This window comes from Streptomyces sp. NPDC012466 (genome assembly GCF_042955215.1).
GTDB lineage: Bacteria > Actinomycetota > Actinomycetes > Streptomycetales > Streptomycetaceae > Streptomyces.
Window position 1 is genome coordinate 1029778 of record NZ_JBIBEQ010000001.1, and the last position, 26739, is coordinate 1056516.

11 protein-coding genes are annotated in these 26739 nt (G+C 67.5%); 4 read left to right on the forward strand and 7 right to left on the reverse strand.

Annotation, left to right across the window (positions count from 1 at the left end; all coding sequences use genetic code 11):
• Positions 1–150: 150 nt before the first annotated feature.
• From ACFY9E_RS04695 to ACFY9E_RS04705, 3 genes are read right to left on the reverse strand one after another with little or no spacing between them, the layout of a single operon-like run.
• The gene (locus ACFY9E_RS04695; RefSeq protein ID WP_390979277.1) at positions 151–3228 is read right to left on the reverse strand and encodes an HsdR family type I site-specific deoxyribonuclease; all 3078 of its coding nucleotides are present in this window, start codon (positions 3226–3228) and stop codon (positions 151–153) included.
• Between the two features lie 3 nt (positions 3229–3231).
• A complete protein-coding gene (locus ACFY9E_RS04700) occupies positions 3232–4461 on the reverse strand; it encodes a hypothetical protein (RefSeq protein ID WP_390979279.1) in 1230 nt (409 codons plus the stop codon).
• Between the two features lie 4 nt (positions 4462–4465).
• On the reverse strand, positions 4466–6040 hold the full coding sequence (locus ACFY9E_RS04705; protein ID WP_388325528.1) for an N-6 DNA methylase: 1575 nt from the start codon (positions 6038–6040) through the stop codon (positions 4466–4468).
• A 519-nt stretch (positions 6041–6559) separates the two neighbouring features.
• On the opposite strand from ACFY9E_RS04705, the gene ACFY9E_RS04710 reads away from it, so the two are divergent.
• The 4 genes from ACFY9E_RS04710 (at position 6560) to ACFY9E_RS04725 (ending at position 15454) form a co-directional block, all read left to right on the forward strand.
• Positions 6560–7795 carry a helix-turn-helix transcriptional regulator gene (locus tag ACFY9E_RS04710; RefSeq protein ID WP_388325525.1) on the forward strand — a complete coding sequence of 412 codons (1236 nt, stop codon included), beginning with the start codon at positions 6560–6562 and terminating at the stop codon, positions 7793–7795.
• Positions 7796–7860: 65 nt separating this feature from the next.
• Positions 7861–9132, forward strand: a complete 1272-nt coding sequence (locus ACFY9E_RS04715) for a hypothetical protein (protein ID WP_388325522.1) — start codon at positions 7861–7863, stop codon at positions 9130–9132.
• A complete protein-coding gene (locus ACFY9E_RS04720) occupies positions 9129–12452 on the forward strand; it encodes a hypothetical protein (RefSeq protein ID WP_390979281.1) in 3324 nt (1107 codons plus the stop codon). Before ACFY9E_RS04715 ends, ACFY9E_RS04720 begins: the two co-directional genes overlap by 4 nt.
• Positions 12353–15454: an RNaseH domain-containing protein gene (locus ACFY9E_RS04725; RefSeq protein ID WP_390979283.1), complete on the forward strand. Its 3102-nt coding sequence runs from the start codon at positions 12353–12355 to the stop codon at positions 15452–15454. The genes ACFY9E_RS04720 and ACFY9E_RS04725 overlap by 100 nt, the downstream gene beginning before the upstream one ends.
• 342 nt (positions 15455–15796) lie before the next feature.
• On the opposite strand, the gene ACFY9E_RS04730 is transcribed toward ACFY9E_RS04725, so the two are convergent.
• From ACFY9E_RS04730 to ACFY9E_RS04745, 4 genes are all read right to left on the reverse strand, one after another.
• Entirely contained in the window at positions 15797–16693 is an 897-nt protein-coding gene (locus tag ACFY9E_RS04730) for a transporter (protein ID WP_390979285.1), read from the reverse strand.
• A 337-nt stretch (positions 16694–17030) separates the two neighbouring features.
• Complete coding sequence (locus ACFY9E_RS04735) at positions 17031–20330, reverse strand: hypothetical protein (RefSeq protein ID WP_388325512.1); 3300 nt, start codon at positions 20328–20330, stop codon at positions 17031–17033.
• A gap of 95 nt (positions 20331–20425) precedes the next feature.
• Positions 20426–20779 (reverse strand): hypothetical protein, encoded by a 354-nt coding sequence (locus ACFY9E_RS04740; protein WP_390979287.1) that lies wholly within the window; start codon positions 20777–20779, stop codon positions 20426–20428.
• A gap of 99 nt (positions 20780–20878) precedes the next feature.
• Positions 20879–26188, reverse strand: coding sequence for a sacsin N-terminal ATP-binding-like domain-containing protein (locus ACFY9E_RS04745; RefSeq protein WP_390979289.1), 5310 nt, complete (start codon positions 26186–26188; stop codon positions 20879–20881).
• Positions 26189–26739: the final 551 nt, after the last annotated feature.

Here is a 26739-nt window from a genome sequence, read left to right on the forward strand (position 1 = left end):
CGCCGGGGGCGAGGACCACCGACGACCAGATGTGGACACCAGGCCCATAGCCTGGGATACCTTCAGCCGTCGCTCTATAGCTCGCAAAACGGCTTATGCGCCGCAGGCGGTCCGGTAACTATCACGGGTTGCCGGACCTCCGGACGTATATCAGTCGACTAGGTAGTGGGCTTCGACGTAGGCGACGGTGGAGTCGTACGGCTCTCCCACCGGCTTGAGGGCATACCGGCGGAAGACCGCAGCGGTGGCGCGGCGAACGCCCCGGTTGCGAGCGTCGGCGTTGTCCCATGACCGGGCGAGGGTGTGCGTAACGACTTGGTCGATCTGCTCGGCCAGGTTCCTCTCCGTGATGGTGAGGCCGGGGGGCGCGTGATCCCGGATGATCCGCGACAGGACACCTATGTGGTCGTCGTCCAGCACGACGACGGCTTCGTCGGGATGCTTCTCGGCGTCGACGATGGCGCGTGCGACCCGGAGTGCCTCGGAGAGAAACTCCAGGGCGTCCTGGGCGTTCTGGATGATCCGATCTCGCAGTTGTCTGATGCGTTCGGCGAGCGCGGTGTACTTCGCGGACCCGGGTTCGACGCCCTTCTCGAGGGCGGTCTTGATGTCGTCCAGAATCTCCGCCGCGGATGGCAGCTGCTCGTCCCGGCCGTCGTCCTTGTCAGGCTTGGGGCGGACCAGGGCCAATAGCTCCTTGAGGACAGTGATTCCCTGGGCGTCCAGGATAAGGGCTTCCTCTTGGGAGGCGGCCACGGCGAAGGAGTGGACGTGGGCGTTGATGATCTCCAAGACCATCGGCCCCAGTTCGCTCAGCCGCTCCTTCCTCTCCTCGTCCGAGGACTTTTTGAACAGCGTCGTGTAGACGGATCCGAACAGCCCGAAGCCGTCGCGGTACTTGGCGACGCGCTTGTCGGTGGTGATGAGCGGGTACAGGCGGGCCAGGAGTCGGTAGTCCTTGGCGAACGCCTCGGCGGCTGCGGCATCGGCATCCAGGTAGATGTTGATAGCTCGGACCGACTCGTAACCATGGAGGGTGAGATCCGCGCCGTCTACGTCCGCAAGGAGGTCTTCGATGCGGGCGAAGGTGGTGCGGAACTCGGCGACCAACTCGGACACGTCGGTGACGAAGCCGCCGCCCTTGTCGGTCTGCTGTGAAGTGGGATCGATGACGGCGCGTTGGACCTCTTCGGCCAGGCCGATGTAGTCCACGACCACGCCGGAGGTCTTGACGAACCCGGTAGGTGACACCCAGGTGCGGTTCGGGCGGGTGATCGTCTGGAACAGGTTGTGGGCCTTCAGCGGCTTGTCCAGGTAGAGGACGCCCTCGTTGGGGGCGTCGAACCCCGTCATCAGTTTCGCGGTCACCACCAGGAAGCACAACGGATCGTCTGGAGCGAGGAACCGCCGCTTCTGCTCCTCCTCCTCGGCTTCCGACAACCGGTACGGCCGCATGGCGGCGTCTTCGTCCTTGGAGTCCGAGACGGAGATGTTCACCTCGGCGGTGATCCGGTCATGCTTTCCGACTGCGGCGAGCGCTTGTGACGCCTCGAAGCCGGCCAACAGCTCGTTGATTTTGTCCGTATACGCCACGGCCAGCTCACGGTTGAACGCGACGACCTGGGCTTTGAGACCGTTGCGGTAGGCGCCGGCCAGATAGTGGTCCACGATGTGCTGGCACACCGCGTGGATGCGGTCGGGGTTGGCGAACACCGAGGTGAGCCGTCCGAACTTGCGGGACAAGGTCTCGCGGTCCGGGTCGTCGAGGTCGAAGTCGTCGGCAAACTGGTCGAACTCGGCCTGCAGCTCTTGGTCGTTCATCTCGAAGACAACCGGATGCGGGTCCAGCATGACAGGGACGGTGGCCTCGTCGAGCAGCGAACGGGACACCGAGTAGCGGTGCAGCACCCTGCCCGGGTCGGTCTCCTCCCCGAAGAGGGCGAAGGTGTCTGTGGCGAGGTTCCTGACGGGGGTCCCAGTCATGCCGAAGAACCTTGCGTGCGGCAATGCCGCGCGCATCTGCCCGGCGAGCGACTTCGAGTCGGCCGACTGGGTTCGGTGGGCCTCGTCGACCAGGACGATGATGTTGCGCCGGGTCGACAGGTTTCTGCCGGCGTCGGCGAACTTGTGGACGGTGGTGGAGATAACGCCGCGCACGTCGTCGGCCAGCAGGGAGCGCAGCTCCTTGCTGGTGGCGGGCTGATGGAAGTAGGCGTCCCCCATCGCGGAGGTGAACACTCCGGAGGTCTGCCGGACGAGCTGGGTGCGGTCCGAGAGCAGAATGATCGTGGGTGACTCAGTACGGGTGTCCGCCAGCAACAGCGAGGCGGCGAAGACCATCAGTAGCGTCTTCCCCGATCCCTGGTGGTGCCAGATCAGGCCCTTCGATCCGCCGTCCAGGACCCGTTCGTGGATCAGGTGAGCGGCCTCGATCTGCGGATAGCGAGGGAGGTACTTCTTGTCCGCCCCGCCCCCGGAGGTGGCGAACAGCGCGAAGTTAGCGAGCATGTCCAAGACGTTGGCCGGGTTGAGCAGCAGCTCGGCAGAGCGCTGCACGTCGGCCTGCCCGGACAAGTTTTCGTCGTCGGCAGTGGACCGGAACGGCTGCCACAGGTTCGTGGGCGCGCCAGCGGCGCCGAACCGCAGTTTCAGCCCGTCCGAAGCGACTGCGAAGACGTTGGGGGTGAAGAACCACGGGTACTCGGTAGCGTACACGTCATTGATCTCCCGGGCGGCCTTCACCCACCCGGACTTCGCAGTTGGTGACTTCACCTCCACCACGACCAGAGGCAGCCCGTTAACCCAATACACGAGGTCGAACCGCCGGGACATCTTGCCAGGGACGGTTATGGTCACCTCGTCTGACACAACCAGGGTGTTGGCGGTTGGTTGCTCAAAATCGACGACCTTCAGGGCGTGCCAGACGCCGTCGGCGTCCCGGAACTCTTTTTGCCCGCGCAGCAGACGTAACACCTGCTCGTTGGCCCGCACCAGCCCGCCTTCAACGGCGTTGACCGTGGCGACGATCTCATTGACAACCGAGTCCGCGTCAAACCTTTCGATCACCCCAGGGTTAAGCCGGACTATGGCTTCCCGCAGATGTTCGGCGACCACCGTCTGCGTCGCCTCACGCGGCAGAACCCTGCCCGCTGTGTAGCCCCAGCCCATCGGGAGGGACCACTGGATCATAAGGTTTTGGAACTCCCGCTCGCGAAGACCCTTCGCCACGACTCAGACCTCCAGCTCGGCAGACTCTGTATCGATGGTGATGCTCTCGTCTAGCAGGCCCGACACCAGGCTTGCGCGGGTTGTTCGGAGACTGTTTGCCTGACCTCGGAGGGAGTCCATCGTCTCTACGACGACCCCGAGACGACCCGCCCAGTCCTGCTGCACGGACAGCGGGACATCTGGTACAGGGAACCTACTCAGGGTGGCGCGGTTGATGGAGGCGATCCCTGTCGTCTGGGTGCCGAATGTCTCGAACCACTCCTTACCGAAGGTGTTGCCCCAGGCCGACACGAAATACGGGTCGAAGCGCTGATCCGTGACCCGAACCCTGAAGACATGGTTCTGGTGAATGCAGCCGGGAATCTGGTCTTCCCAGACGTGCCCCCGACCAAGCTTGTCCTTGTCCCCGCCCTCGTTCATAAGAACGTCACCCGAGCGCAGTCGAAGCTTTTCCGCCTTGGCCTTGGTGGTCTGGATAGTGGCCACCTCGGCCAAATTCAGGCGGTGTCGATGAACGTTCGCGACGCGCAGGTACGGCACCTCCACAAGGTCCGGCTGCTCAAGGTCCTTCTTGTTCTTCGTGAGACCTCCCGAGATGTCGCAGAACGACGCCAGCGGAACCGTCCTCTCGTGCGCAACCGCTGCAACCATCTCTCGCCCCAGCGCCCACCAAAGGTCATCAAGCACATCCGCCTCGGCGTCGAGTGCGGCGATCTGGCGGTCAACCGCACCGATGACCTCGACAATCCGCTTCTGCACCGGCAGGGGAGGAATGACCATGTCGATGCTGAGGAAGTCAGCGGGCTTCACCCGCTCACGCCTCCCGCCCATTCCCTTGGATGCTCCTTGAAGGGCGCTCCACATACGCTGCGTCGTGGTGAGGATGCGAAAGAAGTCGGGGTCCGCATCGGACGTGAAGGCGAAAGTCGGGAACTCCTGCGAAGCGAACGATTCTGATAGGTCGTCGGGGGTTACTGTAATTGCGCCTTCGAATGCCTTGAGTCGACTGTAGACAAGCATTCCGGGGCCGATCCGGTTGAGCTTTTTGTAGGAGGTCGAGCTCCCCACGATAGGATCGCGATAGAGCAGCCCTCGCCCCCTGTTCAGCACCCCCACGATTGGGTACGTCTGTTCCGGGTCCACATCCACGGTTTCCACATTCGCCATGAGGAACCGAGCCAGTGGCGCCCGGGCCCAGCTATCCTGCGGCCGGGCGGACTGATCATTGCTCATCGGGTCACTCATCAAAGCCCTCGATTCCGGCGGCGGCGAGCACCGCGAGCATGCGCTGCTCGGCCTTCTGCCGCTCGGCGCGGGCGATGTTGTAGGCGTCGATGATGGTGCCGAGGTCCTTCTGCTCTGCAGCGGTCTGCTTGATGTACCTACCGATATTGAGGTCGTATTCGCTCGCTGCGATCTCCGTGATGGGCACGAAGCGCGCCGAGATCCCGCCGCCGCCGTCAGAATCGATCGGATTGCCATCGGAATCGAACTTCAAGTGGTAGGCGTTAACTACGTCGGCGATGTCCGCTTCGGTCAGGACATTGCGGGTCTTGGCCTTGGTGAACCGCTTAGAGGCGTCGATGAATAGCACCCCGTTCTGGCGGTCCTCGGTCTTGGTGCCGGGGGCACGGAACACGAGGATGCAGGTCGGGATGGCAGTCGAATAGAAGAGGTTCGCCGGCAGGCCGATCACGGCTTCCAAGAGGTCGTCGTCCAGGACACGTCGGCGGATGGATGCTTCCTGGCCACCGCGGAAGAGGACGCCGTGAGGCAGGACGACGCCGGCACGGCCCTTGCTTGGCCCCATGCTGGCGATCATGTGCTGCACGAACGCCCAGTCCGCCGACGACTGCGGCGCGACTCCACCAAGTGCACGCGGGTCATTGGTCCAGGGCTTCCACTTCAGGCTGTAAGGCGGGTTGGCGACGATCACATCGAACTGCTTCACAGACCCGTCCGGCTTCTTGAAGCGCGGGTCCTTGAGCGTGTCGCCGACCTCGACTTGGAACTGGGTGAGGTTGTGCATGAAGAGGTTCATGCGTGCCACACCCGCGGTGTCCGGGACCGCCTCCTGCCCGTGCAGGCTGAGTGTGTAGCCACGCCCGCCACGTGTTTTGAGGAGGTTCGCAGAGGCGATGAGCATCCCGCCCGACCCACAGGTTGGGTCGTACACCGACTCGTGGCCCTTGGGGTCTAGGACCTCGACGATCAGCTCGACCACCTCTCGCGGTGTAAAGAACTGGCCGGCACGCGTACCGGATCCGTCGGAGAACCGCTTCAGCAAGTACTCGTACGCTCCACCCAGCACGTCGTGGGACATGTTGCCCTCGTGCATTTTCGGGGTACGGTCCATCGCCTGCATCACCGCCGCCAACACCTCCCCCGACAGCACCTCTTCGGAGGTCCAGGCCATAGCCCCGAAGATGCGGGAGAACTTGTCAGGGTTGGCCGTTTCGATGGCTTGCAAGGAAGCACGGACCCGCTGGCCGAGGCCGGGCCGAGCGATGGTGGCGAGGATGGAGGACCAGGAAGCGCGACGCTTCTGGACGGTGCCGGAGTGGATGAACGGGATCTCGAACGACTGGTAGTCGCGGTACTCGATCTCGTGTGCTTCCTCAGCAGAGAGGTCGTCCAGGCCCTCATTTTCGGCCAGGAACTCCTGGTGGTGGTGCTCCCAGGTGTCAGATAGGTACTTCCAAAACATCAGCGGGAAGACGACCGAGGAGTACTGCGCTTCGGGCATCGCCACGCGCAGCTCGTCGGCGGCGTCCCACAACCGGCTCTCGATCTCCTGCTGGGTCACAACCATCAGTCGGGGGTGTCCTTGCTCGTCAAAGGGTGGCGACCCGTAGGTCGTGCGTGGTCTTCCTACCGGTCAGCCCAGTTCGGGCTAGACCCGGCATGCATCCGCCGGACGCGCCCCGGCCGAGTGGACCTGCGTGGGACGTCGCATCCCTGTGCGGACGACCTGCCAACGATATCCCTCCCCAGGACCACGAAATACGGCAATCGTGCCAAGCAGGCGAGGCTCGCAAGGACAGACGGAGAGGGCACCGGCGCGATGCCGTGGGCCTGGCCGGTCGATGGCACGAACCCGCTGTCGACCATCCCCATCTGACGCCTGGGGTAACCCGCCCTTTCGTGATCGACAGGCGCGCCCTTCGACCGCCCTGGCAAGTGCATCACCCCACCCCCTGCGCTCCCCACGGGACCACCGTGTCGGTCTCGGGCCTTTGGCGACTCCCCAGCGCTACCTGACCTCACCGTCTCCTATAAGCCGCTCGACCCAATAGTTGCCATGAAGACTTCATTGGGATTCCCTAGAGCTATGCCAAGGCGTCTGCTGGCCGTTGAGCACATCAAAATCCAGGCGCTGCGCGAGCAGGCCGGGCTTACTCCGCAGGAGCTTGCTGATCGCGTGGGGGTCACGTACCGCGTGGTCGTGTACTGGGAAGAGGGCAGGTACGTGCCTGAAGCCAGGAACGTGCGGCGGCTCGCCGACGCTCTGGGCTGCGCCACCGCCGATCTCACGGGTACGCCCAGCGGGTCCGAGACGCTGGTTGATCTCCGGTATGCCGCTGGTCTCACCGCAGAGGAGGTCGCCACCCGGCTTCGCGCGACTGCCGTCGGCCGTGATCTTTTCGTGGACGCACACAAAATCCGCAGCCTGGAGCGGGGCCGTCAGGTGTCCGGCTGGAATTGGAAGAAGCCGGGGCACACGGGCCGACTCGTGCAGCAGCTTGCCGCCGTGTACAAGGTGCCGGTCCGGATGGTGATGGACGCCTGGATGCGCACGCGGCCGACAGATGAGCCCCCGCGTCTGCCCGAGCGTGAGCGGCACGGTCCGCCGGCGTCAGCGGTCGAGGGCTGGGAGGGGCTGAATGAACGGCAGCAGGTCTATCTGGGAGAAATCCTGCGCGATGACCAGATGACTGAAACTGAGATGTGGATGCGCCGGCAGAACCAGGTCAGGGTTCCGCCGGCCAAGCAGTGGCGGAAGTTGCCGTTCGCTCTCGACGCCCCCACCGAAGTAGTCGGCCACACGCGCCTTCAGCAGCGCCTGCGGAGCGCTGGCGTCCACGATCAAGGGGCCGGGGCCACCCTCCACTCCCTGGAGCGGCTGGGACTGATCAAAGTGACCAAGGACCGCGTAGAGGTTCCGGGAGTCGGCGAGGTAGACCGGACCCTCGTGGAGATTACGCGCCGCGGCCGTGCCTGCGCCCGCGCCGGGCTGGGAGAGCCTGCGGAGTCGGCGCCTCCCCCGCATCTGCTGTCTGAATGGCTGTGGGGCGTTCTGCTGCGTGTCGCCGCGGCCGGCCCGGAGGGTCTCCACGAGAGCGAGCTAACCGGTAAGTCCCTGTTCTACTTGGCTGTCGGCTATCGGCCGAAGCGCCAGTCACATCCCAGCAGAGGCTTCATCGAACTACGTCCCCGGATGGCACCGGGCGATACGCACGTCCTCGAATACCGGTGGCACACCACCACTCTCGGGCAGCAGCACATTGCCTCCTACCTGCATGTTTACACGGAGATGTACCCAGCCGCGACGTCTCCACCGCAATGATCGTTTAGGGCGGTCCGAGGCCGTTCCGGGGGCATTGTCAGACCCGTGCTCTACGGTCGTCTCCCGTGACGACCCATGTCGATGACGACGGCCTGACGTTCTCGCATTTCGAGGCGTTCCGCCTGATCAACTTCACCTTCATCAAAGCCTGTCAGACGATCAGCGCCCCGGATCTGAGCCCCAGGCACCGGGCCGAGAAACTGATGCGGTACCACGGGGACTTGCTCGCCGCGTACGGCCCCGGAGTGCCGCTGTCGTTCGGAGAGTTCCGCCGAAGGCTGCGCGGTCCCATCGACGGCCTGCTCCCACCGTGGCTGGACCGGTCCGACTTCGGCGATCTCGACTTTCCCGTCGTCGACGCCGAGGGGTGCGTCACCGGCAACGCCTTCGATCTGCAGTGGGAGACCTCCCAGCTGCACCGGATTTTGAAGCGGCTTCGGCGGATCGGCCGGATGCGGTTCACCGAGGAGCAGCTTCAGGACGAGATCGACCAGGATCAGATGTACGAGATCCTCAAAGGCCGCGGTGACGCCCAGTACGTCAAGGACCGCACCACGCTGGTGGAATGCCCGGCTGGCACGGCCGCTGAGCTGAACAAGCGCGGCCTGCCCCTCAACGCGATCGGCTTCTACGAGCCGATCCCATACCACGCCGTCTACCGCACATGGTGGTTTCCCTGCACGGTGTGCAGGTGGCCCATGAAGATCAGCAAGCGGATGAGTGCGGGCCTCGAGTACTACCGGGTCGCCTGCCTCTACGGCCGTCACGCCGATACCGGTGCCAGCTTCATGTTCCGGCCCACGTCCGGAGACGCGCCGCAGCTGCATCCGGACAGCCCTGACACCCCGGCTCCGCGCGAGGCAGCGCTCGCGTTGGGCACCACCGGTGCCGTGCCGGAGGCGAAGCCGGTTGAGGGGCACCTGGCCCTCAAGCGCGGCGTGTGGCGCTACACCTGCGTGCCCGGCCTGCACGAGCTGCGTCTGCACACCGTCCTGCGGGAGCGGCTGGCCGCCTCACTGGCAGATGTGGACAAAGCCGTCAGGCTCTGGCCGATGAGCGATGCCTACGACCATCGCATCGAGGTCAAGGGCCCTGACGGGAGCACTCACGTCTTCACCGTGGATGTGAAGGACTACACCCACGGCCGTGTCCTGGCCGAGAGCCTGCACCGCCACGAGGGCGACAAGGGCGGCGCCGAATGGCTCGTTGTTCCCGACCACAGGGCCGACCAGATCCCCCTGCTGACCGTGACCTGCCACAAGTACGGAATGAAGACCGCGACCATGACCGACTTCGCCAAGATGGTCTGCCGGAGCGCCGGGGTGGTGTGGGCATGAGCCAGATGACTGTCAGGGACGCTTTCGTCCGCGCCGCGCTGGCCTTGGCGGCCCACTACTTCCCGCAGCACGATGACGACGGCAAGCCGCTGGCTTCCTTCCGCCACGCGGCGTTCTTCGCCAGCTGCAAACCGCAGGCATGGGAGAGATGGAATGAGCTGGGCAGTGAGGAACGCCTGCTCGTGGCCGAGGTGATGAAGCTCAGCAACCCCGACCTCGCCGACGAGAAGCGGTTCGCCTCCGCCGCGCGGATCCTCCTGGGCGCCATGGACAGCGCCGACGAGGAGGACGAGCAGACCACCCTCCAGCTGTTCACCCTGGCCGGTGATCCTCTCACCGCCACCGCGGCCTACCCCCTGCTGGGAGGGGACTACCTCGGCTACGCCAAGAGCCTTCTCGCGCCCTACCGGCGGCCGAGCAGCCGGCGCAAGCCCCACGAGTTCGCAGCGCCGGGCCAGACGTACGAGACGAGTGAGCGCACCGAGGGCAATGAGATCGTCCACGGGCGCGTGACCATCCCCCGCTTTCCCGCTTTCACCCAGCCTCTCGGCCACGACACGCTTCCCGCCCTCACCACCCGGCCCAACGTTGGCACGGTCCCGGTCTACGTCAAAGATCTCAAGGACATCGCACAGCTCCTGGACACCCAGTACGAGGACACAGAGGCTGGCCCCTGGTTGCACAAGGTGCTGACGGGCCTGCTCGACCGGGTCAAGGCCCGTGACACCGACACCGTCGATGTGCTGGAGCTCCTGGCCGGCTGCACCCAGATCTTCCACGCGCCCACCGGAACCGGTAAGTCCGTGCTGGTCCGTCTCCTGGGCTCGTGGGCCGCGCTCAACGACTACCGCATCACCCTCCTCGTCCCCGATGTGAAGGCCACGCTCGCCTCCGTCTGGGACATCAGCCGCGACCTTGAGATCCTGCACGAGGCGGGCAAGACCGAGCACCTGGCGACGTGCGCTCCGCTGATGTCGCCGTCTTCACGACACGAGCGGGCCCTCAAGCACGCGGCCCTCGTCAAGGAGGACCCCGACGCCCCCGGGGAATGGGGCAAGCGAGGCCGCCGTGACGTCGACCACCTCGCCTATGGATGCGCTCAGCAGCACTGGCTCGACTCCGCCGGCATCTACCGCCCCGGCAAGGAGAACTGTCTGAGCCTGCGCGGCGGCGGAGAGATGCTGGCCTGCCCCTGGATCCCGACCTGCGGCAAGTTCACCCCCGCTTACCAGGCCGCTGACGCCACGGTGATCGTCACCAACCACCACAACTTCATCCAGGGCACCATGCGGGTGGGCATCCAGATCGACGGCCGCCCGGTCCGGTCCGTCACCGTCCGGGAGTTCGTGCTCCGCGCCAGCGATTTCGTCATCATCGACGAGATCGACGCCTTTCAGGCCGTCGCCGTCGACCGCTGCGCCACCACGGTCGACCTGCACTCCCGGCGTCCGTGGACCGCAGAACCGCAGGTCCTGGACACCGCGGCCAAGCACCTTCCTCTGCGCTTCGAGGACCAACTCATCGAACCGGTCAGCCACGTCCGGCTCATGGCCGAGTCCCTGCTGACCGGCCTGTGCACCAAGGCATTCCGCCTCAACCACCACGACGACGCCCGAGTCCCGCGGCTGCGGCACGAATACGACTACGAGGGCTGGCGCCTGCCACGCTCTAAGGACCGCGAGCTCATCAGCCTCCTGTTCCCCGAATACCAGGTCAGCGACGGCCAGCCGCTTCCCGCCGAGGCCATCGCCCGACTCAACGCCCTGGTACCGGCACCCGACCTCGGCGAAGACGACGAGACGGCTCCTGCACCCATGCTCTTGGACCCCGAGTGGGAACGCGTGAGCAGCGTCCTCGGAGCCGTCGTGTCGCCGCGCGGCATCAACCAGCGTGACGCGCTCAAACTCAGGCTCCACGAGGCCCTCGCCCCGATGATCAGTGACGGCCGCACACGCAACCGGGCCATCGACCACCTCCTCATCCGCACGCTGATGAGCGAACTGGACGTGTCGCTCGCCGTTCTGCGCGACACCGCCCAGTCCCTGCGTCACTCCGGGCTGCTCAGCGCCAACCGCATCATCGACTCGATGCGCTCCGGCGGCATCGCCGACGTACTTCCGCACGGAACCATCGGCAGGCCGATCAACGGCTACCGGGTCACCGGCATGAAGAACCCGGAGAAGGACGCCAAGCTTTCCACGCAGCACATGGCCGGAGACCCGCACACCTACGTGTCGGAACTCGGCGGACTCGTCTCGCTGATCACCGCCGGCGTGGAGCGGCCCATCTTCGGGCTCTCCGCCACGGCCTACTTCCCTCAGGCGGTCAAGGAACACGTCCACGCCCCCGTGATGTGGTGGATGACCGACGCCCAGGAAGAATCCATCCTGGTCGAGTCCTCGGCCGTCACCTACGGCAACGGCCACCGAAAGGCCGGAGAACGCATCCCGATCGCCGGCCAGTTTCCCTCCGACAAGCCCGAAGCTCTGCGCGAAATCGGTGAACGCCTGTACGAAACAAAGCTGTCGAGGAAACTCACGCGCCTAGCCAAATCGGAATCGACCCGCACCCGCGCCCGCGTGATCCTGACGGCCAACAGCTACGAACAGTGCGGCCACATCGCCACCGGAATCGCCAAGGCCAAAGGGCTCTCCCACCGCGTGTGCGTCCTCGCCCGGGAAGAAGACCGCCACAGCAACGTCCGCCACCTCCCCGACCCGTCACTGGTCCGCCGCATCACCGTCGAAGAGGTCGAGGAATTCCCTCAATTCGGCGACATCCTGATCGCCCCCCTGGCTAATATCGCCAGAGGACTCAACATCGTCGTCAATCTCCGCTCAGCCATCCACTCCATCTACCTGTGCGTGAGGCCCCCGCTGATCATCGACGATCCCACCTGGATGTACGGCAGTGTCAACGCCGCAGGCATCAACTCATTGCCCGCATCCGGCGCCTCGGATCCCGTCCAGGCTCTGCAGACGGCTCGGACCGCAGCACGCGACCACCTGGCCACCATTCTGCGCTCCTCCCCGCAGCTGTCGACCATGGACCTCGTCCTCCAGGAACAGATGGTCGCCGGAATGCTGGTGTCCCTCATCCAACTCGCCGGCCGAGCACGACGCGGCGGCACCAACATGGAACTGCACTTCGTGGACTACGCCTTTCACGACGAGACCTGGAGCTCCGACCTCGCCAGCATCATTGAACGCATGGTCTCCCGATGGCTGCCAGAAGAACGCCAGCAGATGGCCGAACTGTATGGCGAAGCCGTCAACGCGTTCCTGACCTACGCAGGCGTCGACCTCGCCCTCTCCGCATAGCCGAGCGCTTCTTCCCGAAAGAGATCACAGCATTGAGCGACACCACCGCGACTCTCCCGAGCACCCTCACCCTGCGCTGCACCCCCGAACTCGTCCAGGGCCAGAAGGTGTACGTACGGATCTTCCCGCGCAGCGTGCGGGAAGAATGGGAGAGGCTAAAAGGTGACGGAGACGACGAGCAGAAAGGCCAGCAGCACCCGGACGAGAAGAAGAACCTGCCGTACTCAACCGCCCTGACATACCTGAAGTTCAAGACCGGCGGGTACGTCCACCTCGACCGGTACCTCAACTTCCTGGTCTCACTGGAGAAGATCGACGACGACACCCTGCGCCACGTCTTCCGGTGCGTCGTCGGCTACAGCAAGGGACTGAACACCGACCAGGCCGTCCTCCTCGACGTACCGCCGGTGGCCGAAGCCATCGCGAACACGCCCGAGCAGGAATTCGATATGGCACGGCTCCTTAAGCCGGTGTCAGGCAGGCAGCCGAAGTGTCCCGACTGGATGTACGTGGCCGTGCCCTGGGTGATCTCCAAGAAGCTCGCCCAAGAGAAGTTCACCATCTACGACCTCGTCCCGATCACCAAGAAGGTCGCCGACAAGGAGAAGGACGGCTCTCCCAAGCTCGACGCCAACGGCGAACAGGTCTACAAGAACCGCACGATCGGCTGGAAGGCCAACCCGAACAAGAGGGAAGTCACCTACCTCCCCGACAGCAGGGGCGGCCTCATCGCCTGGGATCATCCCTTCGGACGCAAGTACAACCTCCGTGACGACGCAACCGAGGTCAACGAGGCCACCAAAGCGCAGTACGCGATGTCCCGGCTCTCGGTGGTCATGAAGACCGAGCCCAACGTCGTCCACCCCGTCATCTTCTTGGACGCCCATGTCACCCGCGTCCACAGCAACATGGTCTACGCGAAGTCCACGCACATCTACCAGGGCAGCGACGGCCTTCCCATCCTGCACACCGAGCTGGTACGCAACGGCAGCGTCCGAGCGGTCAACCAGCGCGCCCTGGAACTGCTCGCACGCGACGAGATGGACATCAGCGTCCTGCAGGCGCTGCAGACGCGCGTCACCGAAGAGCGGGGCCTGCTCGAAAAGGCCGCCGAGAAGGGGGAATTCCCCTCGTTCATCACCCCTGACGCCGGCGTCATCCGCCCGCTCATGCCGCAGAACGACAACTTCGCCGTCGGCACGGGACCGGGCACCCTCCACCTGCGGCTCCTGGCCGAACACGTCTCCAAGGTGCTGGGCGAGAAGGCCACCTGGGTCGACTTCACAGTGGAACCGATGACCTTCGAGCCGCGCCCCACAGACAAACAGAAGATGGCCCCGCAGGAGCGGGCAAGCCGCATCGAGGCCGGCGAACTCCTCCACACCATCGGCTTTCCCCCGCCCGAAGAGATCACCGCTTCCGTGAAGGCCCAGGGCTTCGAGCACCTGCGGATCGTATGCCTGTGGGTCCGCTGGAACACCCGCCTGCGCATGATCAACGCACTGTCCCTCGCCTTCCCGGACGGCCCGCCCATCGGTGACCCTGAGCCAGGTGAGGAGGTCTCCCTCGCTCCCGGCATCAGTGTGGTGTTCCGCCAGGCTGAGCGCTTCTTGTCACACGGCGACGACGTCAACCGGACCGTGGAGTTCAAATCCCTCGAAGACGACTTCACCGACAGCGAGTCGCAGGTAATGGTCGGCGCGTGGTGTGAGACCGAGATCCCGGCCCTGAAGAGGAAGGACGGAGAGAAGCGGAACACCTTCCTGCTACGCAAGGAGCGCTATGACGGGAAGTTCCAAGTCCGCCGCTTCTTGGCCAAGAAGGAGTTCGTCTGCCAGTTCACCGCGGGAATGAAACCGGGATCCTTCGGAAACCCTGCAACAGAAATCAGTCCTCCGAGGCCGGGGAAAGACCACGCCGCCTACATGGCGCTCCTCGACCTGTACCGCTCGCTCGGCATCATCGACCAACGCCTCGCGCGGGCCATCGCCAAGGACAGGAAGGGCTACGAGGCGGGCAAACTCGTCTACTGCGGGATCCACGCCCGCCGGCAGGCGAAGACCGCCGACGGCAAGCACACCAAACGCATCATCGTTGCCACCGCCCTGTTCCCGCCGGAGGAGGTGGGCAGTGCCTGGACGATGCGAGCGTGGACACCCCAGATCGGGGCCTGGGTGCCCTACCGGGAGGCAATCGCTGCCTTCCATGCCAGTGACTACGCGCTCCACGTCGACGGCAAGGGCGAGACGGACAAGGAACGCTGGGCGGAAGCAGCAGCACACGTCGAAGACGCCCTCTCGAGCCTCGTACGCGACGAGCTGGAACCCGGCATGGGCTATGTCGTCATGGTCGACGGGCACGCCTGCCGACGGATGTGGACGGGCCTGCACAACGAGAATCAGAGCTACCAGGAAGAAGACATCACCGATCCGCGCACCTGGCTGCCGGGATACGGCAAAGGCAAGAACGCACCGCGCAAGAAGCCAAGCGCGATCATCCGCATGAACATCGCTGACGACGAGGTACCTCAGTACGTCCCCGTCCCTCGCGAGAGCGACCCGGAAACCGAAAAAGAGTCCATCACGTTCGCATCGGCCAAGCTGCATCGCGCCGACGTCGACTTCGGCAACCCCTTCTGGGTCCTCTTCAACATCCCGCGCAACTACCAGGCCAAGGGCGGAGACCTGGGTAAAACCATCACCCGCTGGGACGCCGACCCGGGCAAGGGTGGGGAGGAGGGGGAGCGGGAGACGAACGAGCTCAAGACGCCGTGGTGGGCGATCACGGCGACCGAGATCTACCCGGTCGGTGTGGCCGATGGGGTCGACCGGACGATGCTCGCACGGGCGACCGCGCGCTTGTGCCACCAGACCATCGCCTGGTCCGACCGCTCGCGCTATCCCGTGCCCCTGCACGCAGCCAAACAGCTCGACCTCGACCACCCCCAGTACCGGCGGTCGGCGCCGCCCGAAGAGCAGGGAGACGAAGCCGCTGACGACTAACGGAGGATGCGTTGTCGGGAGAGATGCCCGCGAAGGCGCGTCCCCTCGACGACCGACGGTGAAGAGCGGCGAGCTGTAGTTCGCTCGCTCGTGGTCCACGTCGTGTGACTAGCCGCCCGTGTTGCCAACCGCCTCTGCTCGTAGCCGATTCAGTCACCAGGCACACCCACCAGCAACCTACGAGCCCGACAACATAGCGCGGGATCGCCGGTTGGCCAACCGGCGATCCCGCGCACCGTAGATAGTCCACCGCTACGCCCTGCCCGCATGTCGAAAGGCTCCACCTACGACCGCAGACACGAGACGAGCGCAGCCCGCCAGGAGGCAGACAATGGCCTGCGATCACGCCGCCGCGTAGCTCGCCCGGAACAGCTCCTGCGCCCGCTCTACGTCCCTCGGCGTACGGAGCTGCACCTCCAAGTCGCCCGTCCCGTGGTGGCCGAGCCCGGACACGTCCCGGGTGAAGCCCGGAACGAGGTCTACGTCCTTCGGGTCGACCTTCAGGTAGACCAGTAGCTTGCTGCGCTGCGGCGGGCACAGGCAGGCGAAGTTCCGCAGGCGCTGATACGCCCGGTAGGTCTTGCGCTCGACGCGGTTCACGCCGTCCCCGAGCCCGCACAGGGCGTCGTCGACCGCCCTCGCCAGCTGCGCCATCGACGCGCCCTGGTCGTCGGCCGCCACCCGGGCAACTGCCCGGCGCCGTGACCGGCGGCTCACCTGCATGCCGCCGCTCACGGAGGCCACGGTCTCAAGCCCGAGCAGGTCGCTGCCGAAGAGTCGGTAGCGGACCAGGTCGATCGAGCGCCGGTGCTCGCTCACGGCGTGCACGTCGTAGCGGGTAAAGTCGCCGGCGATGCAGATCAGGCGCGGGCCGCTCCACAGGATCTGGGACGCGGCCGTCACCTCGAGCCGGTCGCAGACCAGGCGCTCGAACTCGGCCCGGTGGTCCATCAGCCACGCCAGATAGAAGAGACCCTGGTTGATGACGCCGGCATCGACACCACGCTTGTACTCGACGATGACCGGCGAGCCGTTCTCGTCCAGCCCGAGCGAGTCGATCCGGCCCCCGTGGACCGGCCCAGTGCTGTACTCGCTCGCCAGGAACCGGACGCCCAGCAACGTCTCCATGTGCGCCTCGACGAGACCCTGCACATCGGCCTCGGCCTCAGCAAGACGCGGCGCGACCTCGGTCATGCCGCTATTCGTCGTGTCAGTGCGGAACAGCTTCAGGCCCGACACCTTCCCATCCTCGGCTCGGAGATCACCAACGCCGATGAGGTGCGGGATTGTTTCCGCGAGAGGCTTCGGGGGCGTGAAGATGGTGTGAGACCCTAAGTACGGCCCGATCGGGAGCGCTCGCGTCCCCCGGTCAGCGGGAATCCGCGATTCTCCCATGTGTCCCCCGAGAACCGGGGGACAGCGCCCGGAAGCTGCCTTTACGCAGGTCACCCCCCGGAGCTCAATGGATAGAGCACATGCCTTCTAAGCGCCTGTCTCAATCTCGTTAGTCAACCAGGTAGTGGGCTCCCACGTAGGCGACGGCGGGGTCGCCCCGGGCAGGATCGTCACCTCGGCTTTAGCCCTCCGTCAGCACGAGGTCCGCCAGGAGCGGCAGGTGCCCCGGCGCCACACCGGCGATCTCCTCAGGCATCTGCTCCCACGGGCCCGAGCACAGCGCCTCGATCAGCACGAGGCGCCCCTGCGGGCAGGGGCCGAGCGAATGGGCGATCGCTGCGAGCGCCTTGCCGCGGTGCTCGGGCGCGGTGAGGGCGTCGGCCAGGGCGCGGGCCGCCGCGCGGGCACCCACCCGGCAGAGCGCCTTGACGACGGCCGGTGTGGCCGCCTCACGCCGGACAGGGTGGCTGATCTCCTCCAGCAGCGCGGCGGCACGGGCGAAGTCCCCCGTGGCTGCGGCGCCCGCCGCGAGGTAGCCGATGGCGTGCTCGTCTCCTTGCCAGTCGGTGATCCGCTCTGCTGCGGCCAAATCACCGGCGGCCACAAGCTTCTCCACTACACCGGTGAGGATATCGTCGACCGCCTCCTCCGGCAGGCCAGCCTCCAGATCGAGCACCGCGTCGATATCGCCCGCCGCGAGGAGCGCACCGGCGGCGGCATACGTGTCCCAGCGTCGGCGGGAGGGGCTGTCGGCGGTGCTTGCCAGGCGCAGCATCTCCTGTGCCAGCTGTGCCGCTCCGTCCGGTTTCCCTACACGGCCGTATGCCTCGGCCACCCGTTGCAGGCCCTCGGCGTGCTCGGCGTGATCAGCCAGGGTCCGGCACTCGTGGAGTATGCGGCGCAGGAGTTCGTCCCCTTCCGCGGGGTGGCCCGTGTGGTGCAAGCCTTCGGCTACCTCCGCGAGGTCGCGGATGCGAGCGTAACTGTCGGACGCGTCGGCGGCCTGTTGGGCGCGGTGGATGAGGCGGGCTGCGTCGCCCCGCTGCCCGGACCCTTCAGCCGCAACGGCCAGGTTGATGAGGGTGCGCACCCCGGGCCCTCGGCCTCTCCGCACCATGCTCGTCGCCCGCTTGACTACTGCGTGGGCGTGTTCCTCCTGGCCTGCCCGCAGCAGGAGGTCGGCGGTGTCGGTCGACAGCGTCACCCGCCAGTGGAGGCAGGGCACCTCGTCGGTGGCGTCACGGGCTTGCTGAGCCAGGTGCACCGTCCGCTCCGGGTCACAGGATTTTGCCGTCATCCTGCCGGCGGCGTTGAAGACGCGGGCGCGGTAGATGGGTTCCGTGATCCTCTCGGCCAGCTCCAGGGCTCGGTCGAGGTCACCGGTTTCCGCGGCCGCGATGCCCATCTCGACTAGCCCGTCCTCCGGATCGTTCAGGAAACGGCTGATCAAGTCGATCGCCTGCTGGTGGTGCCCGGTCGCCTCCAGGCCCGCAGCGACGTGGGGGTAGACCCAGTCCACGCCGTCGGGGTCGTCGACGTCCGCCGCCAGCCGGGCCGACGTCACGGCGAACTCGGCGGCCTGCGCGGCCAGCGCCGGCGCCGTGGACATCCCCCGGGCGAACAGGGCGAGGTACTGCGCACGCCGGACCGTGTCACCGAAGTCGTCCGAACGGGACATCACACGCTCCGCCAGCGCCAGAGCCCGGCGGTGCTCGCCAAGCCGGGAGAGCGCGGCGGCCAGCGAGGCGCCCAGGGCGCTCCGGGAGACGGTGTTGGGCACCGCCATGACCGCGTCGACGGCTTCCAGCGCCCAGGAGATCGCATCGGTGCCCCGGCCCCCGGCCTCCTCCTGAGCCGCTGCCGCGTTCCTCGTCACTCCGGCCAGGGCCCCGACGGCGGTGACGAGGGATTCCGCCCTGCGCTCCGGGTCGCTGATGTGGCGGGCCGACCGCAGGGCCTCGGCGGGCCGGCCTGAGTCCGCCAGCCCCTTGGCGATCGCCGTCAGGAAGTGGTCCCGGTCTTCGGTGCTGTCCGCTCTGCCGAGCAGAGCGGCCGCCTGATCCGGGCGCGCGGCGGCCAGGGCGCCGGCGGTGGCGCTCAGAGCGGCCACCCGGTCCCACGCGTCGCGCTGCGACTCGGCCAGATGAACGGCGCGTGCCGGGTACCACTGAGCCCACAGTGCGATCAGGCCGGGGGAGAGAGGCGCCGTCCGGTCATGCAGCCCGTCCCGCGCGGCGGCGAGCCGCAGTGCCGCGGACACGTCCTGATCGCTGCGGCGCCTGCCGTCCGCAAGCACCAGGCCGAAAGCGGCCGACACCGCGCTGAGCGCCTGCAGGTCCGTCCCGGACGCCCGCCACAGCCGCGCCTGGCGCCGGGGATCGCAGGCCAGCGCCACCAGCCTGGAAGTTTCCCCCTGTTCGCGCAGTGATTGGGTGTAGCCACGCAGCAGGTACTCCGGAGTCCCCTCCGGCCACCCGGCGTGCCGGTAGGAGTCCGCCCACTGGTGCAGACGGCTGCGGTGGGCCGCCAGCTCCTGGTCCGTGGCCAGTTCCGCTGCGGCGCGCCGGATCTCCTCGTGCGCGAAGAGAAAGACGGGTGGACCGGCGGACGTCCAGTGCCCGGGGCGCCGGCGGAAGCTGCGGCCGTTCACCGCGGACAGCTCGCGCTCAACCAGCCGGGCCGGGCTCCCGGTCAGCTCGGCGAAGTCGGGCGTGCTCAGCCCGCCTCCCGCCACGACGGTCAGAGCGGCCAGGTCCCAGCCCAGCCCGCCGCCGACTCGCAGTCGCAGCAGATCCTGCTCTGCGTCCCGGCGCACCGCGCGGGCGTGCGGGGACGGCTCCAACTGGTGGTCGATCCGCGTGCTGCGCAAGGGGTGGTCCGCGTGCACGTCCCCCGGTACCGGCGGATGCGGACGGCCGGCGACGATGACTCGCATGCCGTGTGGGAGAACGCGGGGCAACAGCGCCGCGATGCTGTGGCCGTCAGGACCGGCGGTCACGCCGCGGTCTTCGTCCAGCCCGTCCACCACAAGCACGAGCCGTCGACCGCGCACCGCGCACCGCTGTGCCGCGCGGTGCAACGCGCGCAGCATCTGCTCGTATCGCGTGGCGGGGGTGCTCATCGGCTCCACCTCATCAAGCAAGGCGTACAACTGCCGCTGAACGACCTCGCAGAACGCCGCAGCGTCGTTCTGCGCGGCCATGCCGGAGGTGATGAAGAACGACACGACGTCGACGCCGGGTGGGGGATGCAGGACGAAGTACGCCAGCAGAGCGGACTTTCCCGCCCACGCCGGGGCCACCCAACGCCAGTAGCCGGCGCTAGCACGGTCCGCAGGGACATCGTGCGCGCAGAAGGCGGCCAGCTGGGCAAGTTCACTCTCACGCCCCTGGAAGCTGGCGACAAGGCCCTGGCCCACCTGCAGGAGATAGCCGGAGACGGCGGTGCGCCCCGCGACCACCTGTACGGGGCTGTCAATCATCACGCCGCTGTTGGCGAAGGCTCCAGCTCCCTCGGCGGAAGATCCGCCTGACTTGCGCACCGCGGCGCGTCTGCGGAAGAACATCGGATGCGCTGCTAGTCCTGCCGCCGGTAGCCGGTGTTCGCGCTGCCGCCATCCGCCCGAGCCTCACCGGTCTCCCCGACGGAGACCGCACCGGCGGACGAGGAGGCAACGGCACCCGTGTTGGCGTCCCCGCCGCTGGTGGCCGTGGCACGCCCGGTCCTGGACACCTGTACGGACGTGCTCCCGGTCGGGGCCAGCAGCGCACAGACGCCGACCCCCAGGGCGGCCACACCGACCACCGCGGAGACCATGCCAGCCACCTGGTTCGCCCGGTCCCAGCTCAGCAGCGACAGCACACCAGCGAAGACCGCTAGGACCAGCACCGTCGTGACCAGTACCGCGCGCCGGTAACCTCGCACAGGCACCCCCCCCCATCCCCTTACGCCCCCCGCCGCATGCCGAGCATCACAATACGACCAGGTGCTGCCGTCGTCCCGCAGCCAGCCGGGCACGAACTTACTGATTCAGCCAAGGTTGAATCGGAGCCTCAGCTGGGTGCTAACCAGTTCATAGCCAGCGAGGTCGGGGGCGCAGAATGGGTTGGGCAGGACGGTGATGTCGCGGCGGTCGCGGTCGAGGACATGAGAGACGTACACGATGAAGTACGTCTCGCCCGGGGCCAGCCGGGAAGCGCGTCGCACCTCCGACTCTCCCAGGATGATCTCTCCGCTGTCGCCCATGGACGACTTGACCTCGTAGAGGTACGTCGCGTCGCCGTCGTGGATGAGGAAGTCGTAGCCGAACCGGTCGTCCCCCGGCTGCGCACCAGCGAGTCCGTGCACGCGCAGGCTCGACTTCCACGAGTCCTGTGGTTCGACGCCGAACTGCTCGTGCAGCCACGCGGCCACCGCCGCCTCCCCGGCGACGCCCACCGGCACGGTGCGGTCCTGGTCGTTGCCTGCGGCCTGGTAGGAACCGCCCTGCGATCCGGCGGCGGGCTGTGACGGGGTGCGAGGCCGGGGAATGCGGGGCACGAGTGCCGTCACGGACGTGGCCGGGGTGGCGCGCTGTTCTGGTGTCAGGTCCGCGGCCACCTCACGGGCCAGTGCGGCCAGGTCGTCGGGGCCCGCCGGGACAAGCCTGCCGTTCAGGGTTACTTGGGGCCCCGGCAGGGGTGCCCCGGATCGGCTGGTGCCCGTGGCCGCGGCGCTGTTCCCGGCAGGCGCCGACGAGCGCGTCGGGGACAGCCCGAGTTGGGCGCGCCGGTCCGACAGGGGCATGTCCACCGGCCAGTGGCCGTGGTCGCTGAGCCAGGTGATCAACGTCATCGTGGACAGGACCTGGAAGTCCAGCATCCCTTCGGCGTCCAGCGCTCGCAGCACATCCTGCGGGGGCGGCAGCACCAGGGTACGGCTCGTCGGGTGCAGACGCTGCCATTCCTCGATCAGCTGCCGTAGACGCGGCAGGTGCTGGTGGACGGCGGTGGTGGATGCTTCGCGGACCTCGGTGAGCGGCGGCAGCGCGCGGGACGTCGGCGGTTGTGCGGGGAGGGATCGGGTCAACCAGGCGTCCGCGTGAGCGTGGAGGAGCTGGTCGGTGAGGTCCCAGAGTGTCGTGTGCCAGGCCGGGTCCGGCGCGAGTGAGGGCAGGCCGCGCAGCCGCACGTAGGCGGCCAGGCACCGGCCGGAGCGGTGCACGTCGGCGTGGGCGTCCCTGATCCGCTCGGCGAGTGCGGGACGGTTCCGCTGGAGCCAGGTCGCGAACTGTCGTTCGTGCCGGTCGGTGTTGTCGATCTGCGGCAGGCCCAGTGCGCGCCAGGCTCGGTTGGCCTCGGCCAGGGGCACGGAAAGGGCCCTCAGCTGCCGTTCCGGCTCGTCGTCGTCGAGGAGCTGCATGAGGCGTTCCGCGTCCGGTGCGCCGGTCCGGGCGGTGAGCCAGGCCAGGAGGGCAGCACGGTCGGGGAAGTCCTCGACACGTTGCTGAAGTTCCTCCGCGAGGTCGAGGTCGAGGCAAGCGAGGAGCGGTACGAGCCGCGCGCTGCCAGAGCGCTGCGAGGCCCTCTCGGCGAGGACCGCTCGCAGCTGGTGCTGCCGCAGTTCCAGGACGTCCGCGAGATCTTCCTCGGAAATGTCGTCCGTCTTCAGGCCCCGCTCCTCCAACCGAGTCAGTGCCTTCCACAGGATGTCCGCGAGGTAGGGCGCACGGATGAGAGCGGCCAGGGCGGATGCGGCGGTGCGGAGCACCCGCCAGCCGGTGCGCGGCCCGCTGTGCACGACGACGACACAGGGCCGGTCGGGATGCGGGTGCAACAGAGCGCGGTCCGCGCCGTTCTCGGTGAGACGGTGTCCCGCGATCCAGACGACGGCCTCTTCGGCCACGGTCACCTCGCAGCGGCGCAGCAGGCCGGTCGCCTCCGCCACGGCCACAGGCTCCGTCCGGGACGCGCGCTCCTCGTCGAACTCCAGTAGAGCGGCGACCAGGGTGAGCAGCCAGGGGCCCGCGTACCGGGTCAGCGGCAGGCGCATCGCCTCACGGACGGGCAGCCCGTCGGCCTGGATGTCGTGTGCGGCGTCGCCGCACCGCTGGACGTCGAACGTCGTCCCCTGGTCGAGGAAGGCGTGGACCCGGGCGCCCAGCGCCCTGTCCCTGATCGGGATCACGGGCACCGGGACGCGGTCCAGCAGGGTCCGGTTCTGGGCGCCGTCCGGGTCCGGGACGAAGACCGTCTCGTCCGTCTCCGCCGGGTCCAGCGGTTCGAGGGCACCTGCCCGGTGGACCAGCAGCCGGTGCGGTGGCGTGGCGGGCCCGCCGTCGGCGGTGCGTGTGCCGCCCTCGGCGGGCAGCAGCTGGGCCCACGCCTTCTCGTACTCCTGCCCGATCTCGTGCGCGTGCCTGCCTTCGCGCAAGTGCGGGCCGGCCTGCACCAGGTCGGGCAGGTGGCCGAGCCGGTCGAGCGCGGTGCCGAGGTCGTCCCAGGAACGGATGCCGAGCAGGCCGAGGCGTGCCACGAGCTTGGCGGACCGCCTGCTGCGCAAGGTCGCGGGCACCACGCCGAGGAACGGCGGCGGGGACTGGGTGCCCTGCCACCACCAGGCCCGGCCTGCGGTCGCGAACACGGTCCCCTCCGCGGGGGCGCCCGGGACTGCGGTCTGCGGGATCCACGGCGCGTGGGCGAGGAAGGCGGCCAGCGGAGTGGGCCACGGGGTCCCGGCGGAGTCGGTGTGGCGTACGAAGTGCATCTCCAGCGCGGAGTCGAGCCAGGAGAAAGCGAGGCCGTGCACAATGAGTTCCGCGTAGAGCCTGCGGTCCTCCTCACCGAAGGCGGCGTAGTCGTCCTGTCCGGGCAGCACGGCCGCGGTACGGAAGCGTGAGTGGTATGCGACTTTGAGGTAGCCGACCCGCCGCCGGTTCAGCCAGCGCTCGGCGGTCGTCCGCCACTGGGGCAGCAGATCCTGCCTGCCCGGGGACCAGAAACGGGCGGGCCAGTTGAGGGCCTCGCCTCGCACTTCGGTGCGGAAGACCTCGTACCGGGGACGGAGACCGTGAGCGACGCCGTGCCGGTCGAGGAAGCGCCGCATGGCCTCGACGGGGAGCGTGTCCCCGCACAGCTCGTCGGGGCGCAGGAGAAGCCGCCGCTCGGTCTGCGTCAGCACGGACGACAGTCCCCGGACGCGCTCCAAAAACCGGGTCAGAGTGTCATCGACGGAGGAATGCTCACCGGGCCACCCCGGCCCGAACATGGCGCGGCTCGCCTCCGACCAGCCGCCCCGCGTCGGTACCCGGAGATCCTTCAGCCGCGGAGCCCTGCGCCCCTCGGTCTCCAGTGTGTGGGACACCGCGCAGGCGTAGCGGAGGCAGGCCAGGCGCACGCCGTCGTCGTCTCCGCCCTCTCCGCCCGCGCTCAGGACCGCAGCCACGACATCGAGCACCCGGTCGGCGCCGTAGTCGTGGACGAGGTCGGCGGTCCTGAGCCAGGTGCGGCCCTGCGCTCTGCGCTTGCGGCCCTTGCCGGTCCAGGCGATGCCCTCGTGCACGAAGTGCAGACGGCCGGACAGCCCGTCGGGCAGGGCCGGAAGGGAGCCGCCCCGCGGGGACTCCCGGTCGAAGAAGACGCCTTCCGCGCCGGCCGGTGCCAGCGCCGACCCGGACGTGAGGATGATCCGCTTGCCGGTCACGTCCGAGCCGTCGGGGAACTCCTGCGAGAGGTCGTAGTAGAAGTCCGCCCACCATCCGGGGTCGAAGGGGGCGCGGGCGGCGGCCTCGGCGAGCCGCTCGGCCCAGGAGGCGAGGCACTCCGGGGGCGGTTCGAGGCGCGTGCCCACACTCCTCGCCACAGACACCAGCCGCCGCAGCCGTACGGGGTGCAGCTCCGGGTCGAGGAGATCCGTGACCCCCGTGGCGGCGACCGCGTGCGGTGTGAAGGCCGTGGCGTGCTCCTTGCCCTCCCACAGCACTGCCCGGTGCAGGGACGTGCGCGTGCCGGACGCCGTGGCGATCACCGGGATGAACGGCACCTGGGCGATGCCGTGACCGAGCCGCTGCAAGGCAGAGGTGAGCCGGGTCAGTGCCGTGGGCGACCGCCAGCACATCAGGTCGACCAGCGCTCCGGCAGGAACGGGTGCGCGTCCGTCCGCCGTGGCGAGCACCGCGCGGGCACACGTCTCGGCCACGGTGTCGAGCAGCAGGCCGTTCCACGGCACCGCCTCGTTGAACGAGCGCCGGTTCATCTCAGCGAAGAACGGGGCGTGGACGAAGCCGCGCACGGGGGCCGCGATCTGCTCTCCCATCGGCAGGAAGGTGTACAGCCGCCCCTCCCTCAGGGGATCGGCGACCGGTACGGCGACGCGTACCTCGGCCTTCTTCTCCCAGGCCATCCAGTCGCGCCGCATCCCGCTCTTCTCGATCGACGCGGCGAGCGCCTCCCGGGCGCGGTCCGGGTCGGCCTTCCCGCAGACGACGATCAGTCGCATCCGCCGGCGCAAGGTGACCTGCTGCACCTTCAGGCCACGGGCCTGGTGCAGCACCTCCACCTGACGGTCGTACGTCCTGCCCCGGGATTTCCCTGCGGCCCGCCACTCCAGCCGGACACGTTCCAGGCGGTCGAGGAACAGCTCGAACGGGGCGCTGTCGTCCATGAGTTCCCGCACCTGCGCCCTGGCGGCCGAGCGCGCGTCGGCGGACTTCAGCGGCAGACGGATGACGGTGACGAAGCCCCGGCGCGCGAAGTTGTGGACGGTCTTCGGTGTCTCCTCCAGGAAGACCGGCACCTTCAGCGTGAGCAGGTTTTCCTTCAAGTAGTCGGCAAAACCGGCGCGTTCGGGCGCCACCTCCCGGGCGAGCGCGTCGTAGTCGTCGAGCCGGGCGAACCGAAAGGTAAACCCGTCGGGGACCCGGGATCCCTCCCCGGCCACGCTGTATACCTCGGGGGCATCGCACAGGTGCAGCACACTCTTGAAGCCGACGCCCTTGTGGCCGATCCCGGCGTTGGCACGCTTCCTGGACAGGGCGATGCTGCACAGGTCCTTGAAGTTCTTGCCGCCGAACGGCTTGCCGCGATTGGCCACATAGAGGGTGCCGTGCTCACCCTCGTCCTCGTCCAGCCGGATCTCGATACGTCCGTCGGCGGCACCGGCCGGGTGCGCGTCGTGCGCGTTCTGCAACAACTCGATGAGCACCCGGCCCTCATACTCGGGCGCGATGATCGTCTCAGCCATGGCCTTGGCTTCGCGAGCCGCCTCACGGCCGTCATCCCAGTCCCGCAGACAGCCGCGCACCTCGACCAGCGCCTTCTCGTGCACGCGCCTGCGCACGGCGGCCGACCGGCGCTGCCGCACACGCTCCGCCGACGGTCGCCGGCCCCCCGCTGCCATACCGCTAATCCCCACCCCGTGCGCACTCCCGCCTCGCTCTGCCGGTGATCCTACTGAGCGGGAAGGAGCCCTGAAGGGCGTTTGACACGGGCGGCCCTGCGGCTCCGTGGCGTGCAGCACATGCAAAGCGGCGCAACATAGCGCGGGATTGCCGGTTAGCCAAACCGGCAATCCCGCGGATCATTATTGGCCCACCGCCAACACCTGCTCGCATGTCGGAAGGAATCGCGAACATGACACCAGATCGACTCCGAGAGCCCATACCAGTCCCTCGGGTCGCGCCACTCACGCCCAAGATCCTGGGACCCCTTCAGCTCTCTGCAGCACGAACGACCCTCTCACCGATCTGGGGTAGCCGAGTCTCGGCGCGCTCTCTCAGCTGGTACGGGTGTAACCGATACCGGCCCTAGCCGCTGTCCCGTTTTTGCCAGCTGACTCCGCAGTGCGGGACCCAGTCCCCGACTACGCGCAGCCGCTGCTCTGAACAGTCCAAAACCTACCGGCTATACGTGAGC